Source organism: Arthrobacter sp. Z1-9 (assembly GCF_054792695.1).
In genome coordinates, this window is sequence record NZ_CP096456.1 from 3,406,895 (window position 1) to 3,425,633 (window position 18,739).

Annotated in this window: 22 protein-coding genes; 8 read left to right on the forward strand and 14 right to left on the reverse strand. The window is 65.5% G+C overall.

Annotation, left to right across the window (positions count from 1 at the left end; genetic code table 11):
- Positions 1 to 136 precede the first annotated feature (136 nt).
- Both M1D93_RS15825 and M1D93_RS15830 read left to right on the forward strand, forming a co-directional pair.
- Positions 137 to 592: a hypothetical protein gene (locus tag M1D93_RS15825; RefSeq protein WP_461172423.1), complete on the forward strand. Its 456-nt coding sequence runs from the start codon at positions 137 to 139 to the stop codon at positions 590 to 592.
- A 160-nt stretch (positions 593 to 752) separates the two neighbouring features.
- On the forward strand, positions 753 to 1,532 hold the full coding sequence (locus M1D93_RS15830) for a hypothetical protein (RefSeq protein WP_461172424.1): 780 nt from the start codon (positions 753 to 755) through the stop codon (positions 1,530 to 1,532).
- Positions 1,533 to 1,584: 52 nt separating this feature from the next.
- On the opposite strand, the gene M1D93_RS15835 is transcribed toward M1D93_RS15830, so the two are convergent.
- A complete protein-coding gene (locus tag M1D93_RS15835; RefSeq protein WP_163166736.1) occupies positions 1,585 to 2,289 on the reverse strand; it encodes a redox-sensing transcriptional repressor Rex in 705 nt (234 codons plus the stop codon).
- A 104-nt stretch (positions 2,290 to 2,393) separates the two neighbouring features.
- On the reverse strand, positions 2,394 to 2,648 hold the full coding sequence (locus M1D93_RS15840) for a glutaredoxin family protein (RefSeq protein WP_461172425.1): 255 nt from the start codon (positions 2,646 to 2,648) through the stop codon (positions 2,394 to 2,396).
- Between the two features lie 78 nt (positions 2,649 to 2,726).
- Between M1D93_RS15840 and M1D93_RS15845 the strand changes: the two genes are divergently transcribed.
- Complete coding sequence (locus M1D93_RS15845) at positions 2,727 to 3,545, forward strand: HAD family hydrolase (protein ID WP_461172426.1); 819 nt, start codon at positions 2,727 to 2,729, stop codon at positions 3,543 to 3,545.
- A gap of 74 nt (positions 3,546 to 3,619) precedes the next feature.
- On the opposite strand, the gene M1D93_RS15850 is transcribed toward M1D93_RS15845, so the two are convergent.
- The 9 genes from M1D93_RS15850 to M1D93_RS15890 all read right to left on the reverse strand — a co-directional run bounded on the left by M1D93_RS15850 (position 3,620) and on the right by M1D93_RS15890 (position 13,281).
- Positions 3,620 to 3,718 (reverse strand): 30S ribosomal protein bS22, encoded by a 99-nt coding sequence (locus M1D93_RS15850; RefSeq protein ID WP_003792170.1) that lies wholly within the window; start codon positions 3,716 to 3,718, stop codon positions 3,620 to 3,622.
- A 188-nt stretch (positions 3,719 to 3,906) separates the two neighbouring features.
- The gene (locus tag M1D93_RS15855; protein ID WP_461172427.1) at positions 3,907 to 4,119 is read right to left on the reverse strand and encodes a helix-turn-helix domain-containing protein; all 213 of its coding nucleotides are present in this window, start codon (positions 4,117 to 4,119) and stop codon (positions 3,907 to 3,909) included.
- A 153-nt stretch (positions 4,120 to 4,272) separates the two neighbouring features.
- Positions 4,273 to 5,418 (reverse strand): 3-deoxy-7-phosphoheptulonate synthase, encoded by a 1,146-nt coding sequence (locus M1D93_RS15860; RefSeq protein ID WP_461172428.1) that lies wholly within the window; start codon positions 5,416 to 5,418, stop codon positions 4,273 to 4,275.
- 214 nt (positions 5,419 to 5,632) lie between these two features.
- Positions 5,633 to 6,961, reverse strand: a complete 1,329-nt coding sequence (locus M1D93_RS15865; protein ID WP_461172429.1) for a glycoside-pentoside-hexuronide (GPH):cation symporter — start codon at positions 6,959 to 6,961, stop codon at positions 5,633 to 5,635.
- A gap of 54 nt (positions 6,962 to 7,015) precedes the next feature.
- Positions 7,016 to 8,035, reverse strand: coding sequence for an acetylxylan esterase (locus M1D93_RS15870; RefSeq protein ID WP_461175041.1), 1,020 nt, complete (start codon positions 8,033 to 8,035; stop codon positions 7,016 to 7,018).
- A gap of 62 nt (positions 8,036 to 8,097) precedes the next feature.
- A complete protein-coding gene (locus M1D93_RS15875) occupies positions 8,098 to 9,624 on the reverse strand; it encodes a rhamnulokinase (protein ID WP_461172430.1) in 1,527 nt (508 codons plus the stop codon).
- Positions 9,621 to 11,657, reverse strand: a complete 2,037-nt coding sequence (locus M1D93_RS15880) for a bifunctional aldolase/short-chain dehydrogenase (RefSeq protein WP_461172431.1) — start codon at positions 11,655 to 11,657, stop codon at positions 9,621 to 9,623. The genes M1D93_RS15875 and M1D93_RS15880 overlap by 4 nt, the downstream gene beginning before the upstream one ends.
- Positions 11,658 to 11,663: 6 nt before the next feature.
- Positions 11,664 to 12,830 (reverse strand): L-rhamnose isomerase, encoded by a 1,167-nt coding sequence (gene rhaI, locus M1D93_RS15885; protein ID WP_461172432.1) that lies wholly within the window; start codon positions 12,828 to 12,830, stop codon positions 11,664 to 11,666.
- Between the two features lie 103 nt (positions 12,831 to 12,933).
- Positions 12,934 to 13,281 carry an L-rhamnose mutarotase gene (locus tag M1D93_RS15890; RefSeq protein WP_461172433.1) on the reverse strand — a complete coding sequence of 116 codons (348 nt, stop codon included), beginning with the start codon at positions 13,279 to 13,281 and terminating at the stop codon, positions 12,934 to 12,936.
- 151 nt (positions 13,282 to 13,432) lie between these two features.
- Between M1D93_RS15890 and M1D93_RS15895 the strand changes: the two genes are divergently transcribed.
- Entirely contained in the window at positions 13,433 to 14,455 is a 1,023-nt protein-coding gene (locus M1D93_RS15895; RefSeq protein WP_461172434.1) for a LacI family DNA-binding transcriptional regulator, read from the forward strand.
- 21 nt (positions 14,456 to 14,476) lie between these two features.
- Here the strand turns inward: M1D93_RS15895 and M1D93_RS15900 are convergent, their stop codons facing one another.
- Positions 14,477 to 14,851 carry a DUF7793 family protein gene (locus M1D93_RS15900; RefSeq protein ID WP_461172435.1) on the reverse strand — a complete coding sequence of 125 codons (375 nt, stop codon included), beginning with the start codon at positions 14,849 to 14,851 and terminating at the stop codon, positions 14,477 to 14,479.
- Between the two features lie 134 nt (positions 14,852 to 14,985).
- Here M1D93_RS15900 and M1D93_RS15905 point away from each other — a divergent pair, with 134 nt between their 5' ends.
- The 4 genes from M1D93_RS15905 to M1D93_RS15920 all read left to right on the forward strand — a co-directional run bounded on the left by M1D93_RS15905 (position 14,986) and on the right by M1D93_RS15920 (position 17,361).
- A complete protein-coding gene (locus M1D93_RS15905) occupies positions 14,986 to 15,600 on the forward strand; it encodes a dTMP kinase (protein ID WP_461172436.1) in 615 nt (204 codons plus the stop codon).
- A 78-nt stretch (positions 15,601 to 15,678) separates the two neighbouring features.
- Positions 15,679 to 15,888: a hypothetical protein gene (locus M1D93_RS15910; RefSeq protein WP_461172437.1), complete on the forward strand. Its 210-nt coding sequence runs from the start codon at positions 15,679 to 15,681 to the stop codon at positions 15,886 to 15,888.
- A 168-nt stretch (positions 15,889 to 16,056) separates the two neighbouring features.
- The gene (locus tag M1D93_RS15915) at positions 16,057 to 16,554 is read left to right on the forward strand and encodes a hypothetical protein (RefSeq protein ID WP_461172438.1); all 498 of its coding nucleotides are present in this window, start codon (positions 16,057 to 16,059) and stop codon (positions 16,552 to 16,554) included.
- Positions 16,555 to 16,653: 99 nt separating this feature from the next.
- On the forward strand, positions 16,654 to 17,361 hold the full coding sequence (locus M1D93_RS15920) for an alpha/beta hydrolase (RefSeq protein WP_461172439.1): 708 nt from the start codon (positions 16,654 to 16,656) through the stop codon (positions 17,359 to 17,361).
- On the opposite strand, the gene M1D93_RS15925 is transcribed toward M1D93_RS15920, so the two are convergent.
- Together M1D93_RS15925 and M1D93_RS15930 are read right to left on the reverse strand one after the other, a co-directional pair.
- Positions 17,358 to 18,029 (reverse strand): DUF1961 family protein, encoded by a 672-nt coding sequence (locus M1D93_RS15925; protein WP_461172440.1) that lies wholly within the window; start codon positions 18,027 to 18,029, stop codon positions 17,358 to 17,360. The genes M1D93_RS15920 and M1D93_RS15925 overlap by 4 nt on opposite strands.
- Positions 18,030 to 18,719, reverse strand: coding sequence for a rhamnogalacturonan acetylesterase (locus M1D93_RS15930; protein WP_461172441.1), 690 nt, complete (start codon positions 18,717 to 18,719; stop codon positions 18,030 to 18,032).
- Positions 18,720 to 18,739: the final 20 nt, after the last annotated feature.

Consider the following 18,739-nt stretch of genomic DNA (forward strand, 5'->3'; position numbering starts at 1 on the left):
CGCACACCTTTTCGACGCGGCTGACTCCGCGCAGCTGATATACGGCACCCCGGCAGTGGCTTCGGCCAGTACCGGGGTGCCGTCCTTTAAAGCCACTGCATCTTTGAGCCGCTGCGGCACGGCTACAGTGATGGCCATGAGCAACTTTGACAGTGCAAGGCCCCGCAACGGTTTCGCCGGCATGTTCTCGGTGGCGGGACTTCCCACTGAGCTCAAGGTCTCGTTCTGGATTTGGTTCCTGGGCGGCATCCTCGGCCTCCTGGGCGGACTGCTGGGCATGCTTGCCTCGCTGGTGCTTTTCGCCGCGGCGCCGGGCGCGGCCGTGCTGGTTCTGTTGCTTATGCTGCTGGCGGCGGCTGTTGGAGCTGCGCAGATCATCTTTGCCCTCAGGATGAAAGAGGGAAAGCAATGGGCCCGGCTTGCCCTCACAATCCTGACAGGTATCACCCTGGTCCTCGCCCTGGTCAATCTGGCGATGCGTGTTGGCCAGGGCGGGAACTGGGCCGGTTTCCTGATCAGCCTTGCAGCAACAGTCCTGCTCTGGCTGCCGAACGCGCAGGCCTGGTTTGCAGCGCGGGGGAACAAAGACTAGGCGGCATCGTCAGACAACGGCCGGACGGGGCCGGAATACCTCCCTGGAATGACCCATCTGCCGCCAGTCCGGGGGTACGGTGGACTTAAGCCATGCTGGGGGTAGGGCACAGACCGAAACCCGGCAGCCTACCTGAACCCGACATGCCAAAGGACAACTCATGAGTAATCCTCCCGTCCCGCCTCCAGTGCCCAACGATCCCGAGCAGGGCAACCAGCAGCCGCGCTACGGCGAAAACGCCCCGCAGTACGGGCAGAACGCGCCGCAGTATGGTCAGAACCCGCCCCAGTACGGCCAGAACGCTCCCCAGTACGGCCAGTCCGGCGCCCCGCAATACGGGCAAAACACTCCGCAGTATGGCCAGAACCCGCCGCAGGCTCCGGGGCCTGGCCAGCAGCCCTACGGACAGCAGCCATACGGCCAGTCCCCGTACGCGCAGTACCCCTCGGAGCAGCCGCAGCCCACGGGCAGCAATGGAGTGCCGCAGCTGGTCAACATCTCGTTCTGGCTGCTGATCGCCTCGGCTGCGATCTTTGTCATCTCCATGCTCACCGGACTCACCCAGTTGGACGACCCGGTCTTCCGTCAGGCCTTTGAGCAGCAGGTCGAGGGCACGGGAGCGGGCGTCACGTACGAGGACATCAAGGGCGTCATCGCCGGCACCCTGGTGGTGTTCGCCATTATTGGCGCAGGGCTCTACCTGCTGGTGGCCTTCTTCATCCGCAAGGGCAAGAACTGGGCGCGCATCCTGGGCACCGTGTTCGCTGCACTGTCCATCTTCGGCCTCTTCGGTCCGCCCAGCCTTGGAACGATAGGCACCCTCCTGGGGATCGCCGCCATCGTGCTGCTGTACCTGCCGGCGGCTGCCCCGTACTTCCGGAAGCAGCAGCCCTTCGCCAACCCGTACGGCGGCGGCCTGGGCAACCCCTACGGCCGGTAAAACAAGCACTTCCCACCCCTGCGGGCGTGGGTCCCGGAACCGCCGAAGAAATCTAGGCGGTCTGCCCCGGGGCCTGCGCCCGTTGTGCGTGGTAGGCCAGGATCTGCAATTCCGTGGCCATGTCCACCTTGCGGAGGTTGACCCCCTCCGGCACCTGGAGCATCACGGGGGCGAAGCTCAGGACGCTGCGCACGCCGGCGGCCACTACGCGGTCGCAGACATCCTGGGCCACGGCTGCCGGCAGCGCCAGCACCACCATGTTTGCTCCGGTCCGGTGCAGCACGGTCTCCAGGTCGGCTACGTCGCTGACCCGCAGCCAGCCCACTTCGTTGCCCACCACCATCTGGTCGGCGTCAAAAATGGCCACGACGTCGAACCCCCGGGATTCAAAGCCGCCGTACCGCGCCAGGGCCTTGCCGAGGTTGCCGGCACCTACGATGGCGACCTTCCAGTCATGCGTCAGCCCGAGAGCCGCGGCGATGTGCCGGCTGAGGTACTGCACTTCGTAGCCAACACCGCGGGTGCCGTAGGAGCCAACGTGGGACAGGTCCTTGCGCAGCGTGGCGGAACTGACGCCTGAGGCTTCAGCGAGGGATTCGGAGGAGACACGCTCCACGCCCTCGGCGAGCAGGGTGTTCAGGGCACGCAGATAGAGCGTCAGCCGGGCCACCGCTGCGGGCGGAATCTGTTTGGCTGGCGTGCCCGTGGTGCCCGGAAGATCCGGGACAGCCTGGGGAGTTGAATCCAGCGAAGCCACCAGCCCCTCCCTCGCATCGCGTTGTGACTCCACTCTAGAGCCCTCCGGCCGATGCCAACAAAGCAGCAAGCCACAAAGCACGTGCGGTCACTGGTGCTGCTCCCCTACTCTGCCATGGCCCGTTGAAGCACGCGTTCCAGCCGGATCTCGTCGATCTTCCAGAAGTCGCGCTGCACGCCGTCCACCAGCACCACAGGGATTTCCTCGGCATAGCGGTCCCGCAGTTCCGGCTGGTGGTCCACCAGCTCTTCCGTCCACTCAAGCCCGAGTGCGGCAGTAACCCGGCCGACGGCGCCGCGCGCCTCTTCGCAAAGGTGACAGTCAGCTTTGGTGATCAGGACGACGCGCGGTGTTGCCATGACTTAACCGTAGCCCCGTTGACTGTGCCCCGCGACGCCGGACCGTGTCCGCCGACCGGATTGACTAGACTCAACTTCATGCCCGAGGAGAAGTACGTCGCCGTAGTCACCAAGCCGGTTGCGGCGCCGCAGCCCGGCGAGGCGGCGTTCTTCGATGTGGACAACACCCTCATGCGCGGCGCCAGCCTCTTCCATGTCGCGCGCAAGATGCATCAGCGCGGAGCCTTCACCATGGCCCAGGCTGCCGGGTTCGCGTGGAAGCAGTTCAAGTTCGTGGCCCGCGGCGAAAACATGGACGACGTCCATGCTGTCCGCGACTCTGCGCTGACCCTGGCTGCAGGCATCACGGTTGACGACGTCAAGGCCCTCGGCGAAGAGGTCTACGACGAGATGATCGCGTCCCGGATCTGGCCGGGCGCCAAGGCCCTGGCAGAGCAGCACCTGCGGGTGGGCCGGCGCGTCTGGCTGGTCACCGCGACCCCCATCGAGGTGGCCACCGTGATCTCCACCCGGCTGGGATTGACCGGAGCGCTGGGAACTGTCGGGGAAATCTCGGAAGGCATGTACACCGGCCGCCTGGTGGGAGACATCCTGCACGGCTCCGCGAAAGCAGTGGCCGTCCAGGCAGTCGCGGACGCCCAGGAGCTGGACCTGAAGCGCTGCTGGGCCTACAGCGACTCCTTCAACGACATTCCGCTGCTCACGCTGGTGGGCCACCCGGTGGCCATCAACCCGGACGCGCGCCTCCGCCGCCACGCCCGCGACAACAACTGGCCCGTCTACGACTTCCGGGCAGGCCGCCGCGCAGCCACCTTCGGCCTCAAGGCAGCCACCGCCGGGGGCGCCGTCTACGGACTCTGGAAAGGCTTCGCCCGCATCCGGGGCCCACGGGCATAGCGGGCAGCGGGCAAAAACAGAAATGCCCGCCGCCTCGGAAGGCGACGGGCATTTCCACGCTGTTCGAAGTATCTCTACTTCTTGTTGCGGCGCTGGTGACGAGTCTTGCGAAGCAGCTTGCGGTGCTTCTTCTTGGCCATACGCTTGCGACGCTTCTTAATAACTGAACCCACGAAAGTTCCTTACCAACTAGATGCAGTACCTGTCTGATGGAAAGTGTTCGTGGACAGAGCTACGAACTACGAACTGAACAACTGACAGATTCTTACAATGACGTAAAACGTTCCTTAACAGGGTACCGCTTATCCGGAGCGGCTTCTGACCGGAGGGGCTCCGACCGGCGAAAACACGGCGAACGGCCTCAGGCGGTTTCCGTGTGGCCGTCCACCACAGCACCCTTGAGGTACTGCTCCACGGCGGTTTCGGGTACCCGGTAGGAGCGGCCGAACCGCACTGCCGGCATCTCACCGGCGTGGACCAGCCGGTAGACAGTCATTTTGGAGACGCGCATGACCTGGGCTACCTCAGCCACGGTCAGGAACTTCGCGTTGGAGAAGTTATGTTCTGCCGACATTTCCCTATTCCTTTGCTGACGGATGGACAACAGTGACCCCAGGTACGTGCCAATGCGGTGTTTCCGATGCTGAGCCATCCACCAACCACCTTCTAGATACTCTAGATGTTCGTGTGGCAGAAGTGAAAGTAGTAGGGTCCCCTATTTGCTCCCCTATTTCGCCGCGCGGCGCTTGCGCGCAGAAGCGGCGAGCTGGTCCAGCACCGAGACGGAAACGTCCCAGTCCATGCAGGCATCCGTCACGCTCTGCCCGTACACCAGCTCCGACCGGCCGGCCGCGTGCTCGGCAACATCGAGGTTCTGCGCGCCGCCCACCAGGAAGCTTTCCAGCATGATGCCGGCAATTGCCTGCGCGGAAGCGCCGCCGTCCTCCAGCTGCGCCCCGATCTCCAGCGCCACTTCTGCCTGGCGGTGGTGGCTCTTTCCGCTGTTGGCGTGGCTGGCGTCAACGATGAGGCGCGGGTTCAGCTGCTTGCCCGCGAGCTTGGCCGTTGCCGCTTCAACGTCGGCGGCAGCGTAATTGGGTCCCTTGCGTCCGCCGCGGAGGATGATGTGGGTGTCGGGATTTCCCGCGGTGGCAACCAGCGCCGCCCGGCCGTCTCCGTCGATGCCCAGGAAAGCCTGGGCCGCCGCGGCAGCACCGCAGGCGTCGATGGCAACCTGGAGGTCGCCGTCGGTCCCGTTCTTGAAGCCGATGGGCATGGAGAGGCCGGAGGCGAGCTGCCGGTGGATCTGGCTCTCGGTGGTGCGCGCCCCGATGGCGCCCCAGGAGATGAGGTCCGCCATGTACTGCGGGCTGATGGGCTCAAGGAATTCGGTGGCCGTGGGGAGGCCGAGCGCGGTGACCTGCTGCAGGAAGTGCCGGGCCGCACGGAGTCCGGTCACCATGTCGTGGCTGCCATCCAGCCGCGGATCGTTGATCAGGCCCTTCCAGCCCACCGTGGTGCGTGGCTTTTCGAAGTAGGCCCGCATCACGATCAGCAGGTCCTCCTTATGCTTTTCGGCCTGGCTGACCAGCCGCCGCGCGTACTCCAGCCCGGCCTTGGGATCGTGGATGGAGCACGGCCCCACGATCACCAGCAGGCGGTCATCCACACCGTCCATGATGGCGCGGACTTCGTCACGTCCGCGTTCGACGACGTCTGCCACCCTGGCGTCCAGCGGCAGTTCCGCGATGAGTTCCTGCGGCGTGGGCAGCGCGGTGAATTCGCTAACACGCAGGTTCGATGTGGATTTTGCCGTGGATTCACCACGGCGGTTGCCGGCGGTGGTGCTTGCGGGGGCTGTTGCGGTGCTCATGTTCGGGTCCTGTTCCAGATGGGAAGCGGGCCCGGATCAGAACCCGCCGGAGAAACGGCGAAGGGCAGAGAATGATCTCTGCCCTGTTGGCTCTGAAGGAAAGTTGGATGCGTGTCAGTTAGACGCGGGCCCCTCCAGAGCCAACGAAAAATACGCATACCAACGGTTTGTCATGCCATGAACCCTAACCGCATGCCGCCGCGGCCGCAAAGTGTTACGTCGCGTCACGCGACAAGCTTGCCACCAGTTCCGCGTGCTTCTGGTCGGTCAGGCGGTACCAGTACATAATCCCGACGGACGCCAGCACCAGGGCTCCCGGCAGCAACCCTGCCCCCGCACGGATGGCGAGGGTGGCAGCATCAGACTGCTCCCCAGTACCCGAAACGTAGCCACCCCAGGCGAGTGAGAAGGCAACGACGGCGGCGCCGAATCCCATGCCGAGCTTCCGGGTGGCGGCCAGGAGCGCGTAGTTGATGCCCTGGACCCGGACTCCCGTTTTCCACTCACCGTATTCCACGGTGTCGGCGATCAGGGCCCAGGTCACGATGCTGACGGACGCCGAAGCAAGGAGCCCCAGCACGAGGCCCGCCAGGCCGAGCAATGGCATGTCCGAGGGGGCCAGGAAGACCAGCGCCCCGCCAATCACCCCGAATCCGCCACCGACGCTGTAGACGGCCCGCTTGCCCCATCGGGCCACCGGAAGCGGCATCAGGACAGCCAGCGTCAGCGTGATCACGACTTGGGCTGCGGCCATGACCGGGAAGAGGTCCACCCGGGACAGGACATCCCGGAGGTAGTAGAACTGGGAGGCGCCGGTGGCTGAAGTTCCGGTGACGAAAAGGACGGAGCTGACGCAAAGGATCACCAAGGGGGAATTGGCCTTGAGGGCTGCCACGCTCTGGCGCAGGGTGATCTTGGGGACGCTGCCGGGGACCTGCTCAACACAAACCATGCCGGTGAAGCAATAGAGCAGTGAGCCAACGACGGCGAAGGTGATCGTCAGCCAGGTAAAGATCTGCTGCATGTCCTGGCCGGCACCGAGGAGCGGTGCAATGAAAAAGCCAAGGGTGGCCCCGATCGAGAGGCCGCCGATGGTTCGCGCACCACCGAGCCGTGCGCGTTCCTTGGCGTCCTGGGTCATGGCCCCCACCAGGCACCCGTAAGGCACATTGACCATGCTGTACGCGACACACACCAGGGCGTAGGTGCAGTAGGCGTACAGCAGTTTCAGGGACGGGTCGACGTCCGGAACGTGGAACACCGCCACGCTCAGCAGCAGGGGAATGAAGCCGAACATCAGGAACGGGCGGAACTTTCCCCAGCGCTTGCTGGGCACACGGTCCACGATGCGGCCGGCCGCTATGTCGGTGAAGGCGTTAAAGACCCGCAGAACGAGCAGCAGCGTTCCTGCCGCCGCTGCGCCGATCCCCGCTACATCTGTGTAATAGACAAGCAGGAACATGTTCCCGGTACTGATGATCATGCTGTTGGCCGCATCGCCGGCACCGTAGCCAAGAACGCTGAGCCTGTTGAGTTTCTTCATTGCTTCCTTGTTTGCCGCGGCGAGAAACCGCTTTCTCAAGCCCGCAGAAGAAACTTACCCCAAAATCTTGCGCAGAAACAGCAGTTGCCTGATCCAGTGGTGTTCCTGGCCGCCCTCGTGGTTGTTGAACCGGTAGACCTCAATGTCCTTGTCCACTCCGGTGCCGGATGAATCCGGGGTGCCTGAGCCGTAGGCATTGAAGCTGGCGAAGACGGTGGACGGCGGGCAGATGTCGTCCATCTGGGCGGCGGAGTACAAGGCCGGCACTGTTGCCCAGCGGGCGAGGTTGACGCCGTCGAAATAGTGCAAGACGGCGAGCATCGGTTCGTAGCTGTCCCGGTGCCGGGCCAGGAACGCCGCGATCTCCGGGTACGGGCCGCGCGGAGTGATGTCGATGGCGCGGGGAAAGTCCTGCAGGAAGGGAACGTCCGGCAGCGCTGCCACCACGCCGTCGATCCTGCCCGCAGTCAGCCCGGCAACGGCCACCACGATGCCCCCACCTTGGCTGACGCCGGCAAGCACCACCCTCGCGGGGTCAATTTCCGGGTGGCTTTGGGCTGCTTCGACGGCCCGGAAGGCGTCCACGTACACCCGCCGGTAGTAGTAGTCCTCGCGGCTGCCGGCGCCCCTGGTCATGAGGCCTGCGTGCGCCACTTCCCCGGCCGAGGGGTGGGGGTCGGAGGTTTCGCCCAGGGTGCCGCCGTAGCCCTGGCCGCGGGTGTCCATGATGAAGTGCGCGTAACCTGCCTGCGCCCACTTCGTGTCCTGGTTCACCAGGCCCCGGCCGCCGGAGTAGCCCACGTACTGCACCACTACCGGCAACCTTGTTCCAGCGGCCCTGTTGGCGGGGAGGTGCAGCCAGCCCTTGATCGGGGCGCCCCCGTAGCCGGCGAACGTCACGTCGAAGGTATCGATGACCGACAGGTAGTTCTCCACCGGTTCGAAGGACGCGTCCAGCGGAAAAGCCCGTGCCTCCTCGATGGTGGCATCCCAGAATTCGCGGAAGTCCTCCGGCGGCGTCACGTCGGAGGTGTAGCCGCGGAGCTGGGAGAGCGGGAGGTCAAAAAGGGGCATGGCTTTTCCGGTCCTGTCCTGAGTCATGGGTGCTGTCGGGGCGCCAAGGACGCCAGGGAGGGCTACAGCCGTGAAAGCTCCGGAACAAAGACCTGCAGCGGACTGCTGGCCACCACCAGGGCGCGGAGTTCGCCCAGGCCGCCGGTGACGGAACCGGCAGCGCGGGCCTGCACCAGGACGTTGCCCAGGGCTGTGGCTTCCACCGGCCCCGCCACGACTTTCCGGCCGGTGGCATCGGCGGTGAGCTGGCAGAGCAACCGGTTCTGGGAACCGCCGCCCACCACATGCACCACGTCCACTGGCCGGTCCGCCAGCCGTTCGGCGTCGCGGATGGTGCGGGCATAGCCGGCGGCCAGGCTGTCCATGATGCAGCGGGTGATCGCGGCAGGATCGTTCGGCAGCACCTCTCCGGTCCGCCGGACAGCGGCGCGAATGCGGTCCGGCATGTTGTCCGGGGCAATGAAGTAGGGGTCGTCCGGGTTGATCTGCGGCCCGCCCGGCGGCAGCGCGGCAGCCGCGGTGAGTAAGGCCGGAAGCTCGGGCCGGAACCCTTCCTGTGCCCACGTCCGCTGGCATTCGCTGAGAAGCCAGAGCCCGCCCATGTTGCGGAGGTAGCGGATGGTGCCGTCCACGCCGCGCTCGTTGGTGAAGTTCGCCCCGCGGCTGGCCTCCGTGAGGACCGGATGCTTCAGTTCGAGCCCCACCAGGGACCACGTGCCGGAGGAAATATAGGCAAAATCCTCCTCTCCGTCGTCCGCTTTCGCGGGGACGGCTGCGACGGCGGAGGCGGTGTCGTGCGAGCCGACAGCCACCACCCGGGTATCTTGGGGCAGCCCCACCTGCGCGGCAATGGCCTGCAGGAGCGTGCCCACCGTTTCGCCGGGCTGGACCAGTGGCGGGAACAGGTCCTTCCGCAACCCCAGAGCGGTGAAGAACTCGGTGGCCCACTCCCCCGCAACGGCGTCGAACAAACCCGTGGTGGAGGCGTTGGTGGCCTCGGTCCGGCGCTGTCCAGTCAGGAGGAACGCGATGAGGTCCGGGATCAGGAGCGCCTGCACACCGTCCAGGTCCGGTTCGCTGGCCAGCTGGTAGATGGTGTTGAACTGCAGGAACTGCAGCCCCGTCGTTCCGTACAGGCGGGCAGGGTCCAGCTTCCGGTGCACCGGCTCGACGGCGGCGCGGCTGCGGTCGTCCCGGTAGCTGAACGGCGGGGCAATCAGTTCACCGGCGGCGTTGACCAGGCCGTAGTCCACGGCCCAGGTGTCGATGCCGATGCTGGCCACCCGCTCACCCTGCACGGCAGCAACCGTCGCTGCCGCCGAGAGCCCCTTGAGGACCTCGGCGAAAAGGGCGTTGAAGTCCCAGCGGAGCCCGCCGTCGATCTCCACCACGCCGTTGGGAAAGCGGTGGACAACTTCCAGCTGCACACTGTTTTCACCCCCGGCACTAACCCGGCCCAGGATGACCCGGCCGGAGGAGGCGCCAATATCGACCGCGGCGAAAACACTGCCGGCCAAGACCTTGGCGGGCCCTGCGGAAACTGCCCCGGCCTGGGCCGGGGCAGTTTCCTTGGCGCGTTCGGTGCTCATCGCAGGAAGGCTGCGGCCACTCCGGCGTCCACGGGAATGTGCAGGCCGGTGGTGTGGGACAGTTCGTTGCTGGTGAGGACGGCGGCGGCATTGGCCACGTGCTCGGGCAGGACTTCGCGCTTGAGCAGGGTGCGCTGGGCGTAGTACTCGCCCAGCTTCTCCTCGTCCACGCCGTACACGGCGGCGCGCTTGGCACCCCAGCCGCCCGCGAAGATGCCGGAGCCGCGGACCACGCCGTCGGGGTTGATGCCGTTGACGCGGATGCCGTGCTCACCGAGTTCCGCGGCGAGCAGGCGCACCTGGTGGGCCTGGTCCGCCTTGGTGGCGGAGTAGGCGATGTTGTTCGGTCCGGCGAACACGGAGTTCTTGGAGGAGATGTAGATGATGTCCCCGCCCAGGCCCTGGGCGATCATGACCTTCGCGGCGGCCTTGGCTACCAGGAAGGAGCCCTTGGCCATGACGTTGTGCTGCAGGTCCCAGTCCTTCTCGGTGGTTTCCAGCAGCGGCTTGGAGATGGACAGGCCGGCGTTGTTGACCACCAGGTCCACACCGCCGAACGCCAGCACAGCGGCGTCGATCGCGGCTGCAACCTGCGCTTCGTCCGTCACGTCGGCCTGGACTCCGATGGCAACGTCCGGGCCGCCGAGCTCTTCGGCCACCTTTTCGGCGTTCTCGAGGTTCAGGTCCGCGATGACCACGCAGGCGCCTTCCGCGGCGAGGCGGGTGGCGATGGCCTTGCCGATGCCGGAGGCGGCGCCGGTGACCAGGGCGATCCGGGTGGCGTGGGACTTGGGCTTGGGCATGCGGGCCAGCTTGGCTTCCTCCAGCGCCCAGTACTCGATCCGGAACTTCTCGGATTCCTCGATCGGGGCGTAGGTGGAGATCGCTTCGGCGCCGCGCATCACGTTGATGGCGTTGATGTAGAACTCGCCGGCAACCCGGGCGGTCTGCTTGTTGGCCCCGAAGGAGAACATGCCAACACCGGGAACCAGCACAATGGCCGGGTCCGCTCCGCGCAGTGCCGGGCTGTTTTCGTCCGCGTGGCGGTCGTAGTAGGCCTGGTAGTCCTCGCGGTAGTCCGCGTGCAGTTCGTGCAGCCGGGCAATCGAGTCCTCGATCGAGGCGTCCGCGGGCAGGTCCAGGATCAGCGGCTTGACCTTGGTGCGCAGGAAGTGGTCCGGGCAGGACGTGCCCAAGGCGCCCAGGCGCGGGTGCTCGGCGGCTTCGAGGAAGTCCAGGACGACGGCGTCATCGCTGAAGTGCCCCAGCTGCGGCTTGTCCGTGGAGGCAAGGCCGCGGATCACCGGTGCCAGCGCTGCGGCCTTGGCGCGGCGGTCCGCCTCCGGCAGGGCTGCGTAGCCCGGGAGCTTGGGTCCGAAGGGTTCGGCCTTGCCGTTGTCCTTGATGTACTTCTCGGCCTGTTCGATGATCCACAGCGAGTTCTGCTCTGCTTCTTCGCTGGTGGCGCCCCAGGCGGTGATGCCGTGGCCGCCCAGGATGGTGCCGATGGCCTGCGGATTGGCTTCCTTGATGGCGGCGATGTCCAGGCCCAGCTGGAAGCCGGGGCGGCGCCAGGGAACCCAGACCACCTTGTTGCCGAAAATCTTGGTGGTGAGGGCCTCGCCGTCCACCGCCGTGGCAATGGCGATGCCGGAGTCCGGGTGCAGGTGGTCCACGTGCGCGGCGTCCACCAGGCCGTGCATGGCAGTATCGATCGAGGGAGCCGCGCCGCCCTTGCCGTGCAGGCAGTAATCGAAGGCGGCCACCATCTCGTCTTCGCGCTCAACGCCCGGGTAGACGTTCTTCAACGCATTCAGGCGGTCCAGGCGGAGCACCGCGAGGTTTTCGGCCTTCAATGTGCCGAGGTCCCCGCCGGAGCCCTTGACCCACAGCAGCTGGACGTCCTCGCCCGTCACCGGGTCCTTTTCGGTGCCCTTGGCGGAGGTGTTGCCGCCGGCGAAGTTGGTGTTCCGCTTGTCCGCACCGAGGCGGTTGGAACGGGAAATCAGGTCTTCAACAGTCTTATTGCTCATGGCTATTTAGGCGCCCCATCCGGCTTGCTGGCCGCCTACGCGGTCCTCGTTGATCTTCTTCTGGTAACCGCTGGCCTTGAACGCTGCCAGCGGGTCCGCGGGCAGGCCGCGGGATTCACGCCACTCGGCCAGGACCGGCCGGACGTCGGTGTAGAACGCGTCATTGAAGATGCCGTTGGCGGCCAGGACATCCCCGGCGCGCTGGGCTTCGGCCAGGGCGGCAGTGTCCACCAGCAGCGCCCGGGCGGTCATTTCCTGGACGTTCAGGACCGACCGGATCTGGCCCGGGATCTTTTCTTCCAGGTTGTGGCACTGGTCCAGCATCAGGGCAACGCCGGAGTCCTTGCCGTAGCCGCCGCCGCGGATGACCTCGTACATGATGCGGAAGAGTTGGAACGGATCCGCGGCACCCACGATCAGGTCGTCATCGGCGTAGAAGCGAGAGTTGAAGTCGAAGGAACCGAGCTTGCCCAGGCGCAGCAGCTGCATCACGATGAACTCGATGTTGGTGCCCGGCGCGTGGTGGCCGGTGTCCAGGCAGACGAAGGCCTTCTCGCCCAGCGCCAGGGTCTGGGCGTAGGAGGTGCCCCAGTCCGGAACGTCGGTATGGTAGAAGGCGGGCTCGAAGAACTTGTACTCAAGCACCAGGCGCTGCTCGTCCCCCAGGGCGGCGTAGATCTCCTGCAGTGACTCGGCGAGGCGGTCCTGGCGGCCGCGGATATCGTCCTGGCCGGGGTAGTTGGTGCCGTCCGCCAGCCAGATCTTCAGGTCCTTGGACCCCGTGGCGTGCATGATGTCGATGCAGTCCAGGTGGTGGTCGACAGCCCGGCGCCGGACCGCCTCGTTCGAGGACGTCAGGGAACCGAACTTGTATTCGTCATCCTGGAACGTGTTGGAGTTGATCGTCCCCAGGCCGACACCCAGCCCCGCCGCGTACTCCTTCAGGGCGGCGTAGTCATCAACCTTGTCCCAGGGGATGTGCAGCGCAACGGTGGGAGCCAGGCCGGTCAGTTCATGGACCTTCGCCGCATCCGCAAGCTTTTCCTGCACGGTGCGCGGGGTGCCGGGCGTGCCGAACACCTTGAACCGCGTACCGGAATTTCCATAAGCCCACGAGGGGACCTCGATGGCAAGCTCCTCGAGCCTGCCCAGCGCCGTTGCTACGTCATTCATGATGGTTCTTTCCGGTGTCTTGTATTGCTGTGGTCTGGTTGGTGTTGCTGTGCTCCGGTGCGGCCCCGCTTCTGGAGCGCGTGGTGCATGTCAGCCTGCACTGTCAGCTTGCGGAGGATTCCGCCGCCGCAAGCTGGCTGTCGAGGTTGAAGACTTCCTCAAGTACCTGGAACCCCTCGTCGGGCGCCTGGTCCGTGTCTTCGAAAAGCGTGGCCATTTCCGCCTGCCAACGGGTATTGACGTCCGCGAGAGCCATGCGGGCGCGGGCGGCGTCGAAGTCGTCGCACTCCAGGTAGCCGATCAGGAGCCCGTCCCCGCCGAGGAAAAGCGAGTAATTGTTCCAGCCGGCGTCCTTGAGGGCCCGGAGCATCTCCGGCCAGACAGCAGCGTGGCGCCGCCGGTATTCGTCGATCAGCGCCGGCTGGACCGAGGAACGGAAGCACACCCTCATTTTGGAACTCTCCTGAACTTGCGAATCTTTGAATCGTTTCATTGTTACGATTCAAAGTACTCTTGAACCTGAGCAGGTGTCAAGCATTCCCGGACCTGTTCCTCACCAAGACCGGGAGGCACCTGCACCCGGCCCACCAGCACGGAGAATCATGAACCGCTCAGCCAGCATCAAGGACGTCGCCAACCACGCCAGCGTGGCGGTCGGCACTGTTTCGAATGTGCTGAACTACCCGGACAGAGTCTCGCAGCGCACCAAGGAACGGGTACTGCGTGCCATCGACGAACTGGGGTTCGTCCGCAATGATGCCGCCCGCCAGCTTCGCGCCGGGCACAGCCGCACCATAGGACTGATCGTCCTGGACGTGGGAAACCCCTTCTTCACCTCCGTGGTGCGCGCCGCCGAGGATGCGGCCGCCCTCCAGGGCAGCGCCGTGCTGCTGGGCGACAGCGGGCACGACGCCGGCCGGGAGGCCAACTACATCGACCTGTTCCAGGAGCAGCGCGTCCAGGGTCTGCTCATTTCGCCCGTGGGAGACGTGACCGAGCGGCTGGACCTCCTCCGCGAGCGCGGCGTGCCCACGGTCCTCGTGGACCGGCTGGCTGATGAGGAGAAGTTCAGCTCCGTGGCCGTTGACGACGACGCCGGCGGTTACCTGGCTGCCAGGCACCTGCTGGACACCGGCCGCCGTCGGCTGGCCTTTGTGGGTGGCTCCACGTCCATCCGCCAGGTGGCTGACCGCCTCCAGGGTGCCCGGCGGGCAGTGAAAGAAGAACCGGACGCCTCGCTTGAGGTGCTGGTTTCGGAAGGCCAGACTGTCCTGGCCGGGCGCAGCGTCGGCAACATGCTGGTGGAACGCGAGCTGGGCAAGCTGCCCGACGGCATCTTCTGCGCCAACGACCTCCTGGCGCTTGGCGTTATGCAGTCACTCACCATGACGCACACCTTCCGGATCCCGGAGGACATCGCCTTGATCGGCTATGACGACATCGACTTCGCAGTGTCCGCCGTGGTTCCCCTTTCCTCCATCCGGCAGCCAACCGAAGCCCTGGGCAGGACGGCCATCGAACTTTTGGCCGAAGAGGTTGAGGCACAGCACGCCCGGCACCGCGCGGTCATCTTCACCCCGGAACTGGTGGTCCGGCAGAGCACCGGGCCGTCGTCCGCGAAGTGACCGGCCGTTACGCCGGACCGGTTACCCGGCCTGCTGCAGCCACTCCATGGACTCCGTCCTGGAGGTAAAGAAGCGGGTGGGGCAGGGCGGGATGTGGACGCCCAGGAAAAAGTTCGCCAGGATCCGGTCCACCGGGCTGGAACCGAGCAGCGCAATCCGGTGCGCGGCGCAGGGGATGGAAAACACGGAACGGGCCGCCCTGGTGACATTTTCTGCAGTGGCCATGTCCACCAGCATGGGGTAGGTCTTGTCCCCTGCTATGTCGTTGACAGCTGCCATTGCCGCTTCGGCGTCCTGTTGTTCTATGCGGACCTGAGGCTCCCAGATAAGGTGGATGACGCCGTCGGAACGCAACTCCACCGTGCCTTTGCCACCATCAACCATTACAGGCTCCATGCCCAGTCTCCCTCCCAGTGCAGACTTCCCTATTCTGCTCCTACTTTGACCCGGCGGCGCTCCGGACCTGCTTTCACAGCCTGCCAACAGGCTTTATGAACCGCAGGCACAGTGCGCCCCGCTATGAAAGAGACATGACACTACGCGCGAGACGACCAGCAGCCCTCATTGTCGTGCTCGGAATCGATGGTGCCGGCAAATCCACCGCCGCGGCCAAGGTGAAGGAACTCCTGCCGGGGACGCCAGTGCTGGTGCTGGGCAACTACTCGGGCAGGAAAACCATCTCGGCCTTGGCCCGGCGCTTCGGGGTGCCCCTGCCCGTCCAGGTTGCGGACATCCTCGAAACCGCTGTCAGGGTCTTCAACGTCCTGCTCAACCACGTGCGCGCCGGGCGCTTTGACGGACTCGTCATCATGGACAGGCATCTTTACTGCCAGCTGGCCCTGCGGAAAGCCCGGGGCATCCGCCGCCGCCGGATGCTGGAAGCCCTGCTGGGGATGCTGCCGAAGGCCCAGGCTGTGGTCTACTTCGACGTCCCGGCCGAGCAGGCGTACGAACGGATTGCCCTTCGGGGCGAGGACCAGGAAAGCCTCGACGATCTCCAGAGATTCCGGAAGGGCTACCTGGAGCTGCCTTGGTACCCCCGGTTCGCTGTGATCGATGCGGGCGGCTCCACGGAAAACAGCGCCCTGCAGCTGCAGCATGTCATCGCCGACGCGCTGGAATCTCCTGCTTCCCTCCCCCAGTGACGCTGCCCCGGAAAATCTGTTGCGGCAAACTTTGTTGCTCCACTTGTGGGGCGGGGGTAGCAGAAGCAAGGATTGGTTATGGATGACCTGCGGCACACAGCCAGACACCTGCTGCAGCGGAAGGACCTCGGCCTGATCGACCTTTGGATCCTCTACTGGAACCACGGCGGCCACTGCCATCCCTTCGATTTTGATGCCTTCATCCATGACGTGCTGCCCGTCGATTGGTTCGACCTCGATGCCCTTCAGTCGGCGGTTGAGGAACTGTCGTTGGAGGCCATCGCCTAACCAGCGCGGCACCTGCCGCATACTCCTGGGGATTCGGCAGTCCACTCACTTCGGGAGCCAAGAGGGGCGCTGGCCGGTGCGTGGATGCAGGTTAGGGCCGCCATCCCGGTGGGTACCTATCAGGGACCAACGGTTCCAGGTACGGCCGACAGCGGATTGGAGCAGCACATGCATCAGGAAACGAGGGGACGGCGGCTGCTGGCGGCTGCAGGAAAGGGCGCGGTGTGCGGCCTTGCCGGAGTGGCTGTGATGACGGCCGGCGAAAAAGCCGAACAGATCCTGACGAAACGGCCGAATTCCTATGTGCCGGCCCGTACTCTCCTTGCGCTCCTGGGCAGGACCGCTGGGCAGGCTGAGAAGCCTTTCGTGTGGAACCACCTGATGCACTGGGGCACGGGGGCGGTGCTGGGCTCCCTCCGCGGCATGTGGGCCGCAACCGGCATCCGCGGGCCCCTGGCCAACACCAAACACACCGCCGTGCGGCTTGCCTTTGACCAGACCCTGGAGAACGCCACCGGGATGGGTGCACCGCCTGCAACCTGGACTCCCCGGGAACAGGTGGTTGATGTGCTGCACAAGGCGGTCTACTGCATTGCAACGGGCGTCGCCGCCGACCGCTGGATTCCGCCCCTGCTCGAATCACGCAAAGGGACCACCAGCCACTAGGGCGGATGTGACCGCAGGGTGGCCACGCGACGCAGCTTCCTGGTTGGCGCGCGAGCGATGGCAATCGCTGCGGCGCTCTCAGCCTGTTCTGGAGAAGAAATGGACCGTCCCAAAGAAACGACACGAAATTTTGCTGCCTTGAATGCCAGGCCCAACGAGCCCGGGAACGCGCCCGTAGCCGGGCAGCAGGACCTGGGCGTGGAGCCTGTCCGAGACACGTTGCTCTACGTCCCGTCCGGGCTGCAGTCCGGCCAACCAGCCCCGCTGATCCTCCTGCTGCACGGCGCCGGTGGTGAAGCTGCCGGTGGTTTATCGCTGCTGTCGGGTTTTGCGGAAACGCACAAAATCGTCCTGGCGGCAGCGTCTTCCCGGGGCTCCACCTGGGACGGTGTACGGGGAGCGTTCGGCCCCGACGTGCAGATCATCAACCGCGCCCTGGAACGGATCTTCACGCTGGTTTCCATAGACCCGGGCCGTATCGCTGTGGGCGGCTTTTCGGACGGCGCTTCCTACGCACTGGGCCTTGGCCTGGCCAATGGTGACCTATTTTCCAACGTGATTGCCTTCTCCCCGGGGTTTGTCCCGCCCGCCCCCCGCAACGGCAAACCCAAGGTCTTTGTTTCCCACGGAGACGCCGATGCTGTCCTGCCCATTGACCGCACCAGCCGCCGGTTGGTGCCCTCGCTCCTGGCGGACGGCTACGACGTCACCTACCGGGAGTTCCCAGGCCCGCACACAGTACCCGCAGCCATCGCCCGGGAAGCCATCGACTGGCTGGGCTGGCAGGGTAACCGAACCGGAACCTAGATTTTTTCCACTGCGAGGTTGCGGTAGGCCGCGCGGAGCGGCGCCATCTGCCGGAACCCCAGGTAGCCTCCGGCCAGCACCTTGTCCGACGGATCCTGCCAGTCAAACAGCGGGAGCCCGTTGATGGAGAAGGCCACCCTCCGGCCGTCCTTCACCACTTCCATCCGGTAGAAATCCGCGGCGTCCTCTGTGGGCGGCAATGGGTCTGCGCCCTGGGCCACCAGCTCGAAGCCGGCGCTTTTGCGGAGGTTGCAGGTCCGGAAGGCCCGCTCCGACTGGTACTTGTGCCGGAAATACGAGACGTGCAGGGTGTCGATGTCCCCCGAGTGGTACTGCGGGTAGTAGCCCGTCCGTGGCGCGAGTTCAGAGGAGAACAGATCCCGCCCGCCATGCCCGTTCGCAGCAAAGAACAGCATGGCCAGCCCGGGTTCCTCAAGAGGAAGGAACTCCCAGCTGATGCGGATGCCGTCCGGAAACTCCTCCGGGCACCAGAGCGTCCAGTGTGCGTGGTCCCCGAACTCCTCGTCGTCCAGCAAGCCTGAGAGTTCCAGGGCACCATCGCGGCGGCCCAGGCTCAGGGGCCCTTCGCCTACCCAGTCCGCCACGTCCGCCGGGCTGTTGAGCGGGTTGCTGTACAGCAGCTTCGTTCGGAGGCCGGCGTCACCCACCTAGCCGCGCCCCGCCGTCGTGCTTGCCAGGCCCACAGCGGCCAGCCCCAGCACCTGAAGCTGCTCTGCAACGTGCTCCGCCACCAGCGCTGCACCCTGCTGCGAGAAGTGGGTGTTGTCCGTCAGTCCGTCGGGCCAGTGTGCATGTTCACCCGGTGCGAAGTGGCAAAAAAGGGATGCCGACTCCTCCCGCCCCAGCCGCACGTACAGCGCCCGGGTCCAGGAGTTGAGGTCGATGACCGGCAGGCCCAGCTCCAGGCCAATCTCCCGCACCACTTCCGGATAATCCTCCAGGCTCTCCTCCAAGGACGCGTCCGACGACGGGCCGGCCAGGAAGTGCCGCCGCTCCACCGACGTGCACAGCACAGGCAGCGCTCCCAGGGCGCGGACCTCGGCCACCATCCTGCGCAGGTTGGCGGCGTAACCGGTACGCCCCGCCAGGTGCGGCTTCTTCTGGTCGTTGTGGCCGAACTGGATCAGCACCAGGTCGCCCTGGGCTGCCTCCGCCAGCAGCTGTCCCCAAAGCCCCTCCTCCCGGAAGGACTCGGTGCTGGCGCCGCCCTTGGCGAAATTGTGCACGGCAGCCCAGGTGTAGGTGTGCGGGGGCAGGTGGGCTCCCCAGCCACTCATGGGGTACTCGTGCGTGGGGCAGTTGGCGACCGTGGAATCTCCGGCGAGCAGGACTTTCATGGTGTGCTTTCTCTTGGTGG